At 68.7% G+C, this 13340-nt stretch carries 14 protein-coding genes and 2 tRNA genes; 9 read left to right on the top strand and 7 right to left on the bottom strand.

Features of this window, described 5'->3' with window-relative positions; genetic code table 11:
* Positions 1-121 precede the first annotated feature (121 nt).
* Positions 122-250 carry a hypothetical protein gene (locus tag D3869_RS34375; RefSeq protein ID WP_256380053.1) on the top strand — a complete coding sequence of 43 codons (129 nt, stop codon included), beginning with the start codon at positions 122-124 and terminating at the stop codon, positions 248-250.
* Positions 251-282: 32 nt separating this feature from the next.
* Here the strand turns inward: D3869_RS34375 and D3869_RS02130 are convergent, their stop codons facing one another.
* The 4 genes from D3869_RS02130 to D3869_RS02115 form a co-directional block, all read right to left on the bottom strand.
* Positions 283-906 (bottom strand): LysE family translocator, encoded by a 624-nt coding sequence (locus D3869_RS02130; RefSeq protein ID WP_137138761.1) that lies wholly within the window; start codon positions 904-906, stop codon positions 283-285.
* A 19-nt stretch (positions 907-925) separates the two neighbouring features.
* Positions 926-1381, bottom strand: coding sequence for an Lrp/AsnC family transcriptional regulator (locus tag D3869_RS02125; RefSeq protein WP_137138760.1), 456 nt, complete (start codon positions 1379-1381; stop codon positions 926-928).
* A gap of 49 nt (positions 1382-1430) precedes the next feature.
* On the bottom strand, positions 1431-1700 hold the full coding sequence (locus D3869_RS34615; protein ID WP_137138759.1) for a rubredoxin: 270 nt from the start codon (positions 1698-1700) through the stop codon (positions 1431-1433).
* 89 nt (positions 1701-1789) lie between these two features.
* A complete protein-coding gene (locus D3869_RS02115) occupies positions 1790-3097 on the bottom strand; it encodes a pentapeptide repeat-containing protein (protein ID WP_137138758.1) in 1308 nt (435 codons plus the stop codon).
* A 427-nt stretch (positions 3098-3524) separates the two neighbouring features.
* Between D3869_RS02115 and D3869_RS02110 the strand changes: the two genes are divergently transcribed.
* The gene (locus D3869_RS02110; protein ID WP_244439297.1) at positions 3525-4052 is read left to right on the top strand and encodes a DUF882 domain-containing protein; all 528 of its coding nucleotides are present in this window, start codon (positions 3525-3527) and stop codon (positions 4050-4052) included.
* Between the two features lie 85 nt (positions 4053-4137).
* Here the strand turns inward: D3869_RS02110 and glmS are convergent, their stop codons facing one another.
* On the bottom strand, positions 4138-5964 hold the full coding sequence (gene glmS, locus D3869_RS02105; protein WP_137138757.1) for a glutamine--fructose-6-phosphate transaminase (isomerizing): 1827 nt from the start codon (positions 5962-5964) through the stop codon (positions 4138-4140).
* 57 nt (positions 5965-6021) lie between these two features.
* A complete protein-coding gene (gene glmU / locus D3869_RS02100) occupies positions 6022-7377 on the bottom strand; it encodes a bifunctional UDP-N-acetylglucosamine diphosphorylase/glucosamine-1-phosphate N-acetyltransferase GlmU (protein ID WP_137138756.1) in 1356 nt (451 codons plus the stop codon).
* Positions 7378-7682: 305 nt separating this feature from the next.
* On the opposite strand from glmU, the gene D3869_RS02095 reads away from it, so the two are divergent.
* Entirely contained in the window at positions 7683-8363 is a 681-nt protein-coding gene (locus D3869_RS02095; RefSeq protein WP_137138755.1) for an HAD-IA family hydrolase, read from the top strand.
* 145 nt (positions 8364-8508) lie between these two features.
* Positions 8509-8787: a hypothetical protein gene (locus tag D3869_RS02090; protein WP_137138754.1), complete on the top strand. Its 279-nt coding sequence runs from the start codon at positions 8509-8511 to the stop codon at positions 8785-8787.
* 4 nt (positions 8788-8791) lie between these two features.
* Here D3869_RS02090 and D3869_RS02085 read toward each other — a convergent pair whose 3' ends face one another.
* The gene (locus D3869_RS02085; RefSeq protein WP_247895688.1) at positions 8792-9673 is read right to left on the bottom strand and encodes a DUF3108 domain-containing protein; all 882 of its coding nucleotides are present in this window, start codon (positions 9671-9673) and stop codon (positions 8792-8794) included.
* 165 nt (positions 9674-9838) lie between these two features.
* Between D3869_RS02085 and D3869_RS02080 the strand changes: the two genes are divergently transcribed.
* The 5 genes from D3869_RS02080 (at position 9839) to gabD (ending at position 13183) form a co-directional block, all read left to right on the top strand.
* Positions 9839-9913: transfer RNA gene (locus tag D3869_RS02080), tRNA-Val, on the top strand.
* Positions 9914-10045: 132 nt separating this feature from the next.
* Positions 10046-10120 (top strand) — tRNA-Val (locus D3869_RS02075).
* 232 nt (positions 10121-10352) lie between these two features.
* Positions 10353-10517, top strand: a complete 165-nt coding sequence (locus tag D3869_RS02070; RefSeq protein WP_109068284.1) for a sugar tyrosine-protein kinase — start codon at positions 10353-10355, stop codon at positions 10515-10517.
* Between the two features lie 153 nt (positions 10518-10670).
* Positions 10671-11561, top strand: coding sequence for a pantoate--beta-alanine ligase (gene panC, locus D3869_RS02065; protein ID WP_137138752.1), 891 nt, complete (start codon positions 10671-10673; stop codon positions 11559-11561).
* 128 nt (positions 11562-11689) lie between these two features.
* The gene (gene gabD / locus D3869_RS02060) at positions 11690-13183 is read left to right on the top strand and encodes an NADP-dependent succinate-semialdehyde dehydrogenase (RefSeq protein WP_137138751.1); all 1494 of its coding nucleotides are present in this window, start codon (positions 11690-11692) and stop codon (positions 13181-13183) included.
* Positions 13184-13340 lie beyond the last annotated feature (157 nt).

Here is a 13340-nt window from a genome sequence, read left to right as displayed (position 1 = left end):
CTTCCGATTACCTGTGGCATTGCGATGGATGAAAGAGTTTCCGGGCGACGTTAACCAAACATCAACTGGAAACGTCCATTGTCGCTCTCAACACGGACAGTCAGGGATGGCGGAGGTTGCCATGGCCCAGGATCTCAAGAGTTTCAAGAAGGATTGGCAGCGCTGGTCGGCGGCGGAGAAGCTGACGGCGGTGGCCATCCTGATCGTCGCCGCGGTCGCGCTGGGCGGTCCGGTGACCATTCTGTTCTGATACCGCCCGGGTGACCGGCGCATCCCGTCTCCTCATAGCAAGGAGGCGAGGGCCGCGATCCCGAACCCTCCCAGCACAGCGCCCGAGGCGCGGTTGATCCACAGCATGGCGGCGGGCGTGACCCGGCGCCGGAACGCCCCGACCGAGGCGCTGAGCCCCAACCACCACATCGCCGACCCGGTGAAGACGCCCGCCACCAGCAGGGCGGCCACGCCGGTGCTGCCCCCATCCCCCGCCGACACGCCCAGCCCGCCGAACACCGCGGCGAAGCTGAGGATCGTCGCCGGGTTGGCCAGCGTCAGCGCGAAGGTGGAGGCGTAGGCCCCGGCCAGACCGCCGCCGCCGCGGGCGTCCGCGGCGCGCTCCGCCGGGCGGGCGCGCAGCGTGCTCCAGCCCAGCCACAGCAGCATCAGCCCGCCGACCAGCTTCAGCGCCACCTGCGCGCCCAGCAGCGCGTCGGTGACCAGGGCCACCCCGAAGCCGGCGATGGCGCCATAGACCGCGTCCGCGCTGGCAGCACCCAGCCCGCTGACGAAGCCGTGGGCCGGCCCGTTGGCCAGGGTGCGCCGGATGCACAGAAGCCCGATCGGCCCGACCGGGGCGGCAATGCTGAATCCGATGATCAGGCCCTTCAGCAGGGCGGGCAGTGCGTCCATGACGGATGCTCCGGCTGGGTCAGTCTGACCCGATGGGAAGGATCGGCGTTTCCTTGACCGAGGACAGCGCGATCACGGTGTGGGAGCGCACGACGCCGGGCAGGGCCTTGAGCTGATCGGAGAGGAAGCGTTCCAAGGCCTCCGTGTTCGCCACGCGCACCTTGAGCAGATAGGACCAGTCCCCGGTGACGTGGTGGCATTCCTGAACCGCCGGCGTGGCGCGCATGGCGTCGCGAAAGGGCGCGTCATGCTCCGGACGGTCGAGCAGCACCTCGACGAAGGCCAGAACGTCCAGCCCGGCGGCCTTGGGCGACAATCGCGCGCCCCAACCCTGGATCACGCCGTTGGCCTGCAGCTTCTTCAGCCGCTCGTTCACGGCGGACACCGAGAGTCCGGCCGCCGCCCCGATGTCGGCGTAGGAAGCGCGTCCGTCATGTTGGATGTGCGCGATGATCTTACGGTCTGTGTCGTCCATGACAGCAATAATTGCCGATTATGCAGCGAATGACAAGATGATTTCCTGGTCAGTCACCCATCCGGCGGAAATCCGGCTTGCCGGCGCCGCAGCGCGGGCAGAACCAATCCGCCGGCAAGTCCTGGAAGGCGGTGCCCGCCGGCGCGCCGTGTTCCGGGTCGCCGTCGCGGGGGTGGTACTCGTAGCCGGGGCAGTCGCCCCCGCCGCACCGCCAGATTTCGGACAGGCGCGGGTCCTCGGCCCGGGCGGGGCGGACGAACGGCGCGATGAGGAGAGCGAGGACGAGGCGCAGGGTGCCGCGGCGGGGAAGGGTGGGCATGGCGAAGCGTCCGGCGGATGGAGGTGCCGCACTATGCGCCGCGTATCTTTGCGGGATGATGACGGTGGTGGAGCGAAAGGAGGGTCGGGTCAGCGCCGCCGCGGCGCCTTGCCCTTGAGATGCGCGCGCTGGAGCTTCGCGCCGGCCAGATCCGCTCCGTCCAGGTCGGCGTTCTCCAGATCGGCGTCGGTCAGGTTCGCCTGAACCATGCGGGAATCGGTCAGCATGGCCTGCCGCAGGTCGGCGCCCATCAGATTGGCGGCCCAGGAGCGGCCGGTGGGCCGTCCGCTGGGGTCCTTGATCTCCGCCGGCCCGAGGTTGACCCGCGTCAGATCGGCACCGGCCAGCCGGGCGAAGCTGAGGTTGGCACCGGACAGGTCGGCGCCCATCAGGTTGGCGCGCTCCAGATTGGCGCCGGACAGGTCGGCCATCATCAGCCGGGCGCCGGTCAGTGCCGCGTCGGCCAGATTGGCGCCGCGCAGCGAGGCCGCGCTGAGGTTGACGCCGCGCAGGTCGGCGCGGCTGAGGTCGGTGCCGTCCAGGTCGGCGCGCTCCCCGCGCTGGCCGACGCTGTCGATCCAGCGCTCGTGGTCGAAGATCGCCCGCTGGATTTCCGACCCCATGCTGTCGATCGGCCGGGTCAGGCAGGCGGAGCCGAGCTTGGCCTGCGAAAGGTCGCAATCGACCATCCGCGTGCCCACCAGATCGGCGTTGTCGAAGGTGGCACCATCCAGCAGGGCGCCGGTCAGGTTGGCCCCGTTCAGCCGTGCCCCGGACAGGTTCGCGTCGGTCAGCACCGCGCCGGTCAGGTCGGCGTTCTGAAGCACCGCCCCGCAGAGGTCGGCTTCGGTCAGATTGGCGCCGGCCAGCACGGCGCCGGTCAGATCGGTCGGGATTCCACCCTCCGCCGTGACGCCGCCCTGAAGGCGGGCCAGGGCGGTCCGGTGGGTCTGCCGGGTGGTCTCGGCGTCCTGGGCGTCCGGGCCGGAGCCGCGGCGGGCGGACCCCCCCGGTTCCAACGTGCCGGCGCGCAGGTCGGCGTCGCGCAGGTTGGCGTTGGAGAAGTCGGCGGAGCGCAGCCGGGCGCCGCGCAGATCCGTCTGCATCAGGTTGGCGCGGGTGATGTCCGCGTCGCGCAGGTCCACGCCGAAGAGGTCGGCGCCGGCGAGGTTGGTGCCGCTGAGCCGGCAGCGCGCCAGCTTCGCCCCGACCAGCCGCGCGCCGCGCAGGTCGCGCTGCGACAGATCGGCGCCCTCCAGGTCCGCCAGCGCCAGATTGGCGCGCGCGCCGCCCGGCTGGCCCTTGATCCAGCGGGCGTGCCGGTCCAGAACCTCGGCCAGTTGATCGGGCCGAAGATAAGAGGGAGCCGGCGCGGGGGCTGTGGCGACGGAGGGCACGGGCAGGAATCTGACGGGGGTTGTTTTCGCTATCCAAACTATGGGGGTAGATTCCTTACCGAAGGCTAAACGGTAAAGGTCTCGGCAGTACCCCTTATGGTTGCCGTTTTTTGCCCTGACCTTGTCACGATCGGCTCCGGCGTGGGACTCGGGCGAATCGGAAGCGCGGTCCGCTGTGTTTCAGCGCTGTAACGCACCCGTCGCCTTGCCGGCCATCGCACGGCCGCCCTGGCAAGCCCAGGAAACACGGGCCTTTTAAACACATTAACCATTGGTTTCTTGACAGAAGCGGGGGCTCTGCCGCCAAAAGTCATCGGACAAAAAGGGGGTGCTCTGCGCGCAGCCCCGTTCGGGACCCCATGGAGGCATGATGACCGAGGCGAAATTCCAACCGACCCCAGCAGCCAAGCTCGGCCGGAGGGAACTGTTGCGCATCGGTCTGGCGACTGCCGCCGCCGGGATGGTGATGGCCCCGGAGGTGTCGGAGGCGGCGTTGCGCGCGCCGCCGCGGCAATTGGTCCTCCTCAACCTTCACACCGGCGAGCGGGTGCGGGCGGAGTATTGGTCCAAGGGCCGCTACCAGCGCGACGGCTTGCGCGAGATCAACCACCTCCTGCGCGACCACCGCACCGGTGCGGTGCATCCCATCGATCCGAAGCTGCTGGATCTGCTGCACGCCCTGACCCGCAAGGTCGGCAGCAAGACGCCGGTTCACATCATCTCCGGCTACCGGTCGCCCGAATCCAACGCCTGGCTGCGCGAGCAGGACGGCAGCGGCGTCGCTCAGAACAGCTTCCACATGCAGGGCAAGGCCATCGACCTGCGGGTGCCCGGCCTGCCGTTGCGCACCCTGCAACGCGCGGCGCTCAGCCTGCGCGGGGGCGGGGTGGGCTATTACCCAGAGAGCAATTTCGTCCATGTGGACGTCGGTCCGAAGCGCCAGTGGGCATCCTGACCGGCCTCCCGTGAGGAAACGAAAAAGCCCCCGCCGGTCGGACGGGGGCTTTTTCTTTGGCGGGACCTTCCTTGACCGGACCGCCTTACTCGACGGTGACCGACTTGGCGAGGTTGCGCGGCTGGTCGACGTCGGTGCCCTTGAGCACGGCGACGTGATAGGCCAGCAGCTGGACCGGGATGGCGTAGAGCAGCGGGGCGACCAGCGGGTCGCAGGCCGGAAGCTCCAGCGACCAACGGACCTTGTCGGACAGCTTGTCGATGCCCTTCTTGTCGGCGATCAACAGCACCTTGCCCGACCGCGCGCAGACCTCCTGGACGTTGGACACGGTCTTTTCGAACAGGTTGTCCGACGGCACCAGGACGATCACCGGCACGCTCTCGTCGATCAGCGCGATGGGGCCGTGCTTCAGTTCACCCGCCGCGTAACCTTCGGCGTGGATGTAGCTGATTTCCTTCAGTTTCAGCGCGCCTTCCAGAGCCAGCGGGTACATCGCGCCGCGGCCCAGATACAGCACGTCGCGGGCTTCCGCGACCTCCTGCGCCAGCTCGTGCAGGCGCTCGTCGTGGGCCAGCACGTCGGCGGCGCGGGCCGGCACCTCGCGCAGGGCCTGGGCGATCTGCTGCATCCGCTCCGCCGGGATCACGCCGCGGGCGTGGCCGACCGTGACCGCCAGACAGGCCAGCGTGGTCAGCTGGGTCGTGAAGGCCTTGGTCGAGGCGACGCCGATCTCCGGGCCGGCCATGGTGTAGAGCACCGCGTCGGATTCGCGCGCGATGGTGCTTTCCGGCACGTTGACGATGGACAGGATCTTCTGGCCCTGGCGCTTGCAGTAGCGCAGCGCCTCCAGCGTATCCAGCGTCTCGCCCGACTGGCTGATGAACAGCGCCACGCCGCCCTCGGGCATCGGCGCCTCGCGGTAGCGGAACTCCGAGGCGATGTCGACCTCGACCGGCAGGCGGGCCAGCGTCTCGAACCAGTACTTCGCCACCACGCCAGCGTAATAGGCGGTGCCGCAGGCGACGATGGTCAGCTTCGTCGCCTTGGCGATGTCGAAGCTGGTCTCCGGCAGGGTGACGCGGCCGGTCTCCGGGTTGATGTAGGCGTTCAGCGTGTCGCCGATGACCTGCGGCTGCTCATAGATCTCCTTGAGCATGTAGTGCCGGTAGCCGTCCTTGCCGATCAGCGCGCCGGACAGGGCGGTGGTCTTGACCGGACGCTCCACCACCGCGTCGGTGGCGTCGTGGATCACGGCGGCGCTGCGGGTCAGTTCCACCCAGTCGCCGTCCTCCAGATAGCAGATGCGGTTGGTCAGCGGCGCCAGCGCGAAGGCGTCGGAGGCGAAATACATCTCCCCCTCGCCGTAGCCGACGGCCAGCGGCGTGCCGTGGCGGGCGCCGATCAGCATGTCCTCCTGGCCGGAGAACAGCAGCACCAGCGAGAAGGCGCCGGTGAAGCGCTTGAAGGAGGCCGAGGCGGCCTCGACCGGCCCCAGCCCTTCCTTCTCCATGTAATAGGTGACGAGGTGGGCGATCACCTCGGTGTCGGTGGCGCTTTCGAAGACGTAGCCGTGCTCGATCAGCTCGGTCTTCAGCTCCTGGTAGTTCTCGATGATGCCGTTGTGCACCACGGCCACCCGGTGGGTGGCGTGCGGGTGGGCGTTGTTCTCGGTCGGGCCGCCGTGGGTGGCCCAGCGGGTGTGGCCGATGCCGATCACGCCCGGCAGCGGCGCCTCGCGCAGCTTGGCGTCGAGGTTGATCAGCTTGCCCTCGGCGCGGCGGCGCTCGATGCCGCCCTTGACCAGCGTGGCGACGCCGGCGCTGTCGTAACCACGGTATTCGAGGCGGCGGAGACCCTCGACGAGACGGGGGGCCGCGTCATGCGTGCCGATGATGCCGATGATGCCACACATGAACCTGCAACTCCTGAATGATGGCCGGGGCCGGGTGAACGGTCAACCGGGGCAATCTTACGCCTTTTTCGCTTTCTCGTTTTGCTTCCGTTCGCGGAAACGCTTGGCCCAGCCGGTGTAAGCCTGCTGGCGCCCGCGCGCCACGACCAGCGCGTCGCCCTCCACGTCGGTGGTGACCACGCTGCCCGCCCCGACGATCGCGCCGTCGCCCACCCTGACCGGAGCCACCAGCGCGGTGTTGGAGCCGATGAAGGCCCCGGCGCCGATGTCGGTGTGGCTCTTGGCGTAGCCGTCGTAGTTGCAGGTGATGGTCCCGGCGCCGATGTTGGCCTTCGCCCCCACCCGCGCGTCGCCGATGTAGGTCAGGTGGTTGACCTTGGCGCCGGCCTCGATCTTCGCGTTCTTGATCTCGACGAAGTTGCCGATGTGGGCGTCCGGGCCGATCTCCGCCCCCGGGCGCAGGCGGGCATAGGGGCCGACCTGGGCGCCGCTGTCCACCCGCACCTGCTCCAGATGGCTGAAGGCCTTGATCTCCACCCGGTCGGCGACGACCACGCCGGGGCCGAACACCACATGCGGGCCGACGATCACGTCGCGGCCGAGGCGGGTGTCCACGCAGAAGGTGACGCTGTCCGGGTCGGTCAGGGTGGCGCCGTTGTCCATGGCGGCCTTGCGCAGGCGGCGCTGGATCAGCTTCTCCACCTCCGACAGCTCGGCGCGGGAGTTGACGCCGACGACCTCCGCCGGGGCGGCCTCGACCACCGCGCAGGCCATGCCGTTGCTGCGGGCGATCTGCACCACGTCGGTGAGGTAGTATTCGCTCTTGGCGTTGCTGTTGCCGATGCGGCTGATCAGGTCGAACATCCGCGCGCCGTCGAAGGCCATCAGCCCGGCGTTGCACAGGGTGACCTGCCGTTCCTCCTCCGAGGCGTCCAGATACTCGACGATCTTCTCAAGACCGCCGCGGGCGTTCAGGATCAGGCGGCCGTAGGCGCCGGGATCGTCGGGGCGCATGCCCAGCACGACGACCGCCGGGTCGCTTGGCTGGCGCCGCGCGGCGACCATGGCGCGCAGCGTGTCGGGCGTGACCAGCGGCGTGTCGCCGTAGAGCACCACCACATCGCCGTCGAAGCCCTCCAGCAGGCCGAAGGCGGCGCGCACGGCGTCGGCGGTGCCGCGCTGCTCGTGCTGGACGGCGGTGGGGTAGGGGGCGACGGCGTCGGCCACATTGTCCATGCCGGGGCCGACCACCACGACGACATGGTCGGGGTCGAGCGCCCTCACCGCGGACAGCACATGGCCGACCATCGGCTGGCCGGCGACGCGGTGCAGGACCTTCGGCAGGTCCGACTTCATGCGGGTGCCTTTGCCGGCGGCGAGAATGACGCAGGCGAGCGGGCGGTGCGGAGTCATCGGATATCCCTGCAGTATTGGAAACGGGTTATGGCAAACGGGTGGAAAAACGTGCGCATCAAAATCCGGGCAATCGGTCTGTCCTCAAGCATTGAGTGCCACATCCGGCGCCAAGACCCCAAGTCAACTTTTGTGTCAATCTGACATACACAAAACGCGGCCCGAGGGTGTACGCATCCCGCGCCAGCGGCACCGAAAGGCCTATGCGGGGGTGGATTGCCGGAACAGGGGCTCGCCGCCAGGGGAAGGCCGTGCTATCGAAAGGGGTATCCGCCCGTCTTCGCTTCACCATGGGACACCCGCCGATGTCTGCCATGTCCGCCGCCATTCCCTTCTCCGCGGTCGTCTTCGACCTGGACGGCACGCTGATCGACAGCGCGCGGGACATGACCCGGGTCCTGAACCGCACCCTGTCCCGTTTCGCGCGCCCCTCCCTGACGGAGGAGCAGGTGCGCGGCATGGTGGGTGACGGGTCGGCCGCCCTCGTCCGGCAGGCCTTCGCGGCGACCGGCGACGCCCTGACCGAGGATGCTCTGAAGGCGGCCCTGGCCGACTATCTCGACGCCTATTTCCAGGACGACGAACCCCCGGTGCTCTATCCCGGCGTGCCGGAAACCCTGGCGGCGCTGGCGGACGGCGGCGTCAGGCTGGGGCTGTGCACCAACAAGCCGGAGCGGATCACCCGGAAGCTGCTGGATGGGCTGGGCCTGTCGGCCCTGTTCGGCGCGCTGGCCGGCGGCGACACGCTGCCGGTGAAGAAGCCGGACGGGCGCCATCTGTCCTGGGTGGTCGAGGCGCTGGGCGGCGGCAGCGCCGCGATGGTGGGGGACAACCGCAACGACGTGACGGCCGCCCGCGCCGCCGGGGTGCCGGTGGTGGCGATGACCTACGGTTATCCCCGCATGCCGGTACAGGAGCTGGGCGCCGACATCCTGCTCGACCGCTTCGCCGACCTGCCGGACGCCCTGCGGCGGCTGGGCGCCTGAGCGGCCGGCCGCGCTGCCGGCTCCGGCGAGGGCTTCGCCGTAGGTCTCCTTCTTGTCATGGTTAACGAGAGATTAACGGTGGCTAACGAAAGGTAAATGTTGTTGGATGGGTGCATCGAATGGTGGTGAGCGAAGGAGACACCCGATGGCCCAGATCCTTGCCTTCCCCGGTAAGACCCAGACCGGCAACACCCTCTCCGCCGACGCTCTGTCCATCGAGGGCCACAACGCGGCCCGCACTCCGGCCAACAGCCAGATCGATTCGGCCACCGCCGACTTCGACCGCATGATGGCCCACCACAGCGACCTTCAGCGCAAGATGGCCGAATTCAACCGCCTGTGCGAGCAGGCGCTGGCCGAGCGGCCGATGGCCGAACTGCTGTACCATCCCACCGCCGGCAGCGGCAGCGTCGGGCGGGCCTGATCCTTTAACGAAACGGTGACGGCGCCGGCTCGACGGGACGCTCCGCCGTCCGGTCGGTCTTGCGGGCGGCGGTGAGATGGATGACCACCCCGCCGAATCCGCTGTCGGTCTCCAGCCGGACGGGCAGGGGCGGGCCGGCGCCCTCCACGGGGGCGATCCACAAATCGACGGGCGGACGTTCCTCCCGACCCCCGCCGCGCTGCCAGAAGGCTTGGCGCGGCGTGCGCTCGTAACCGGCGATCGGCTTGTGCGACACCCGGCATTGCCGCGCCGTGCCCGAGAAGACCGAATGGCGCGACGCCCCGACCATGGTCATTCCCCGATCCGTGAAGATCATGTCGTAACGGCGCCGCCCGTCATAGATGGGCACCGTGCGCTGGCATCCCTCGCCGTGCAGGCCGGCCAGCAGCATCTCCAGAACCCCGCTCAGCGGATCGCGGGTCCGCCGGGTGAGGTCCTCGGGAACAGGGTCGCGGTCCTCCTCCTCCGGGGGTGGGGAGACCTGAGTGCGGACGCTGCCGTCCGGGGCGTAGTCCAACGTGACGGTCCGCGGAGAACCGCGCAGGACGCCGGACTGGGTGTGGCGGACCGGGGCGACGCCATCGGGACGGACCGTGCCGACGCTGAGCGATTGCGTTTCCCAGGGGAACAGACGCCCCAGAAAGCCGTCCGTCGCGGCGTTGACCTGGACGCTGTATCGGCCCTCGGTCAGGGTCAGCTCCGCCCGCGCGTCGAGCACGGCCACGCCGCCGACATGGACGCGGTAATCCAATTGCCAGCGCTGCGCCTGGGCGGGCAGGGGGAACAGCCCGGCGAGCGCCGCGCACAGCCCGGCGACGAGGGCGGCAGAGAGAAGTCTGGAGGGAAGCGCGGTCCGGTGCGTCATGTCCATCGGCTCATCGGGGGCTCCGGGCGAAAGGGCTTCTTTGATATTGGTGTGAAACAGGTGCTTGACAGGAGGGGGCGGGGCCTTTAGAAACCCGCCTCACCGCAGCGGCGGCAACGACGCGACAGCGAAACGAGCCTGATGCCGACGCGGTTTTACTGGGATGGGCGCATAGCTCAGCGGGAGAGCACACCCTTCACACGGGTGGGGTCGTAGGTTCAATCCCTACTGCGCCCACCATCCCAAAGTCCGGTGGTTCCTGGGCTTTGCGGATGGTACCATCCCCTCCACCACAAGGGCCGGTCAAGATCGGGGTCCGTCGGGCCTCGCGTCGTCGTCTCTGTGGTGCGTCAGCGGTTGTTTCTTTGGGATGGGCGCATAGCTCAGCGGGAGAGCACACCCTTCACACGGGTGGGGTCGTAGGTTCAATCCCTACTGCGCCCACCATCCCAAACACCGCTTCCTCCCCAAGACATTGTTGGACTTCGCCAGAAGCGAGCCGCCGCTCCGGACACGCTGCCATGTTCTGCTGCGTGAATACCACAAAAATTCCCTGCTCAATCGCGCGTGCCTTTTTGAGACGAACGCCGCCGCAGTTGATTCAGATCAGCTACAGCGCGTGGGGTTTTCGTCTATCGCTTCCAACATCCGATTTGCTCAATCATCTGGAAGCAGTGACATGGAAGATACGCGCGTGACCCTTCTCGCCCTCGGCCTGCTGGTCGTGGCGCTCGTCGTGATCCTCGGTTCGGTGGTGCTGTCTCCGGCCACCCTGGTCCTCCTGGCCACGCTCGGCGCCTGGGTGAACCTGACCTATCTGGTCGCCGTCACGCTGATGCGTTGACCCTGCCCGCGGGCGGGGCGGGCTTCGCGGCCCCACCCGCCCGCTGGATGGAAAAATTTCAAAATCGGGCGCTGCTGGTTAATTTCATGACTGGACAGCGCCGGGCGGGCGGTTTATCCCAGCGCCGTTTATGACGCCTGTGGAGCACCCGCCATGACCTCCCTCGCCGCCGCCCGCCTGCCGGAGACGGAACAGCCCCTGCCGGTCGTCCGCAACGTGGACGATCTCCGCGCCCAGGTCGCCGCCTGGCACCGCGACGGCAAGACGGTGGCCCTGGTGCCGACCATGGGAGCGCTGCACGACGGCCATCTCGCCCTGGTGCGCCGGGCGCGGGAACTGGCCGACCGGGTGGTCTCCAGCGTTTTCGTCAACCCCACCCAATTCGCCCCGCACGAGGACTTCGACCGCTACCCGCGCGACGAGGCCGGGGATTCGCGCAAGCTCGCCTCGGCGGGCTGCCACCTGCTCTACGCCCCCACGGTGCGCGCCATGTATCCGGAGGGCTTCGCCACGGCCATCTCGGTCGGCGGCCCGGCCGAGGGGCTGTGCGGCACCTTCCGGCCCCACATGTTCGGCGGCGTCGCGCTGGTCGTGACGAAGCTGTTCCTCCAGGCCCAGCCCGACGTCGCGGTGTTCGGGGAGAAGGATTACCAGCAGCTCATGGTCATCCGCCGCTTCGCCCGCGACCTCGACATCCCGGTGCGGGTGGAGGGGCTGCCGACGGTGCGGGAGGCCGACGGGCTCGCCATGTCCTCCCGCAACGCCTACCTGTCCGCCGACGAGCGCGCCCGTGCGCCGGAACTGAACCGCGCGCTTCGCGACGCCGCCTCGGCGCTGGCCGATGGCGCGGAGGCCGCCGCGGTGCTGGAGACGGTGCGGGCGCGCATCACCGCCGCCGGTTTCGGCTCCATCGACTATGTCGAGCTGCGCGACGCCGACACGCTGGAACCGGTGACCCGGGCGGAGCGTCCGGCGCGCCTGCTGGCCGCCGCCTGGATGGGCAAGGCGCGCCTGATCGACAACGTGCCGGTCCTTCCGGCGTAACCGCCGGCGTTCCATCCCCGCTCCGCACGCCTGCCCCAGCCACGCGAAGGATCGCAGAGCGGGCGTGGTGTCCTATACTCTCTGGCGACCGCGCTGTTGCGCGCAAGAACCAAGGGAAGGAAGGCACCATGCCGTATGATTCCGTGGACACCGCCCGCCGTCTTGGGTTGAAGGACGCCGAGCTGCTGCGATTCCAGGGCTTCGTCGATGGCCGGTGGATCGACGCCGACAGCGGCAAGACCGTGGAGGTGACCAACCCCGCCGACGGCAGCGTCCTGGGCAGCGTGCCGATGATGGGCGCGGACGAGACGCGCCGGGCCATCGACGCCGCCGAGCGCGCCTGGCCGGCCTGGCGCGCCCTGACCGCCAAGGAGCGTGCGAAGACCCTGCGGACATGGTTCGACCTGATGATGGCGAACCAGGAGGACCTCGCCCGCATCATGACGGCGGAGCAGGGCAAGCCGCTGGCCGAGGCGCGGGGCGAGGTGGCCTACGCCGCGTCCTTCATCGAATGGTTCGCCGAGGAGGGCAAGCGCGTCTACGGCGACACCATCCCGCAGCATCTGCCGGGCCGCCGCATCGTCGTGACCAAGGAACCGATCGGCGTCACCGCGGCCATCACGCCGTGGAACTTCCCGGCGGCGATGATCACCCGCAAGGCCGGCCCGGCGCTGGCCGCCGGCTGCCCGATGGTCATCAAGCCGGCGACCGCCACCCCGCTGACCGCGCTGGCCATGGCGGTGCTGGCGGAGCGGGCGGGCATTCCGGCGGGCATCCTCGCCGTCGTCACCGGCTCCGCCCGCTCCATCGGCGGCGAGATGACCGGCAACCCGACGGTGCGCAAGCTGACCTTCACCGGCTCCACCGAGATCGGCAAGGAGCTGATGGCCCAATGCGCCGGCACGGTGAAGAAGATCTCGCTGGAGCTGGGCGGCAACGCGCCCTTCCTGGTCTTCGACGATGCCGACCTCGACGAGGCGGTGAAGGGCGCCATCGCGTCCAAGTACCGCAACACCGGCCAGACCTGCGTCTGCGCCAACCGGCTGCTGGTCCAGGCCGGCGTCTACGACGCCTTCGCGGCCAAGCTGGCCGAGGCGGTGAAGGCTCTGAAGGTGGGGCCGGGCCTGACCACGGAGGGGGCGCAGCAGGGCCCGCTGATCGACATGGCCGCGGTGGAGAAGGTCGAGGACCACATCCGCGACGCCACGGAGAAGGGCGCCCGCGTGGTGCTGGGCGGCAAGCGGCATGAGCTGGGCGGCAGCTTCTTCGAGCCGACCATCCTCGCCGACGTGACTCCGGCGATGAAGGTGGCCCGTGAGGAGACCTTCGGCCCGGTCGCCCCGCTGTTCCGCTTCGAGACGGAGGAGGAGGCCGTGCGCATGGCCAACGACACCGAGTTCGGTCTGGCCGCCTACTTCTACAGCCGCGACATCGGCCGTGTCTGGCGGGTGGCGGAGGCGCTGGAATACGGCATCGTCGGCATCAACGAGGGCATCATCTCCACCGAGGTCGCCCCCTTCGGCGGCATGAAGGAAAGCGGCATCGGCCGCGAGGGCTCCAAGTACGGCATCGAGGATTACTTGGAAATCAAGTATTTGTGCATGGGCGGTATCGGCGGCTGAGCTTCAGTCGCTGATTTCAAGTAAAAAAGCGGGGCCGGTCGCGCGACGCGCTTTGACCGGTCCCGCTTTTTTATCTAGTATAAATCATCGTTAAATTTACCCATGCCCCCATCAGGGGAATGATGGGGGAAAGGCAGCCCGGTGCGGTTCCTGCTGC

Origin of the sequence: Azospirillum brasilense, from assembly GCF_005222205.1 — a bacterium.
GTDB classification, from domain to species: Bacteria; Pseudomonadota; Alphaproteobacteria; order Azospirillales; family Azospirillaceae; genus Azospirillum; species Azospirillum brasilense_G.
This window is presented reverse-complemented; position numbering and strand designations above follow the sequence as displayed.

Coding starts and splice junctions, on each gene's coding strand:
- D3869_RS34375 (WP_256380053.1), top strand. CDS start 122: ATGGCCCAGGATCTCAAGAGTTTCAAGAAGGATTGGCAGCGCTGGTCG.
- D3869_RS02130 (WP_137138761.1), bottom strand. CDS start 906: ATGGACGCACTGCCCGCCCTGCTGAAGGGCCTGATCATCGGATTCAGC.
- D3869_RS02125 (WP_137138760.1), bottom strand. CDS start 1,381: ATGGACGACACAGACCGTAAGATCATCGCGCACATCCAACATGACGGA.
- D3869_RS34615 (WP_137138759.1), bottom strand. CDS start 1,700: ATGCCCACCCTTCCCCGCCGCGGCACCCTGCGCCTCGTCCTCGCTCTC.
- glmS (WP_137138757.1), bottom strand. CDS start 5,964: ATGTGTGGCATCATCGGCATCATCGGCACGCATGACGCGGCCCCCCGT.
- glmU (WP_137138756.1), bottom strand. CDS start 7,377: ATGACTCCGCACCGCCCGCTCGCCTGCGTCATTCTCGCCGCCGGCAAA.
- D3869_RS02095 (WP_137138755.1), top strand. CDS start 7,683: ATGTCTGCCATGTCCGCCGCCATTCCCTTCTCCGCGGTCGTCTTCGAC.
- D3869_RS02090 (WP_137138754.1), top strand. CDS start 8,509: ATGGCCCAGATCCTTGCCTTCCCCGGTAAGACCCAGACCGGCAACACC.
- D3869_RS02085 (WP_247895688.1), bottom strand. CDS start 9,673: ATGACGCACCGGACCGCGCTTCCCTCCAGACTTCTCTCTGCCGCCCTC.
- D3869_RS02070 (WP_109068284.1), top strand. CDS start 10,353: ATGGAAGATACGCGCGTGACCCTTCTCGCCCTCGGCCTGCTGGTCGTG.
- panC (WP_137138752.1), top strand. CDS start 10,671: ATGACCTCCCTCGCCGCCGCCCGCCTGCCGGAGACGGAACAGCCCCTG.
- gabD (WP_137138751.1), top strand. CDS start 11,690: ATGCCGTATGATTCCGTGGACACCGCCCGCCGTCTTGGGTTGAAGGAC.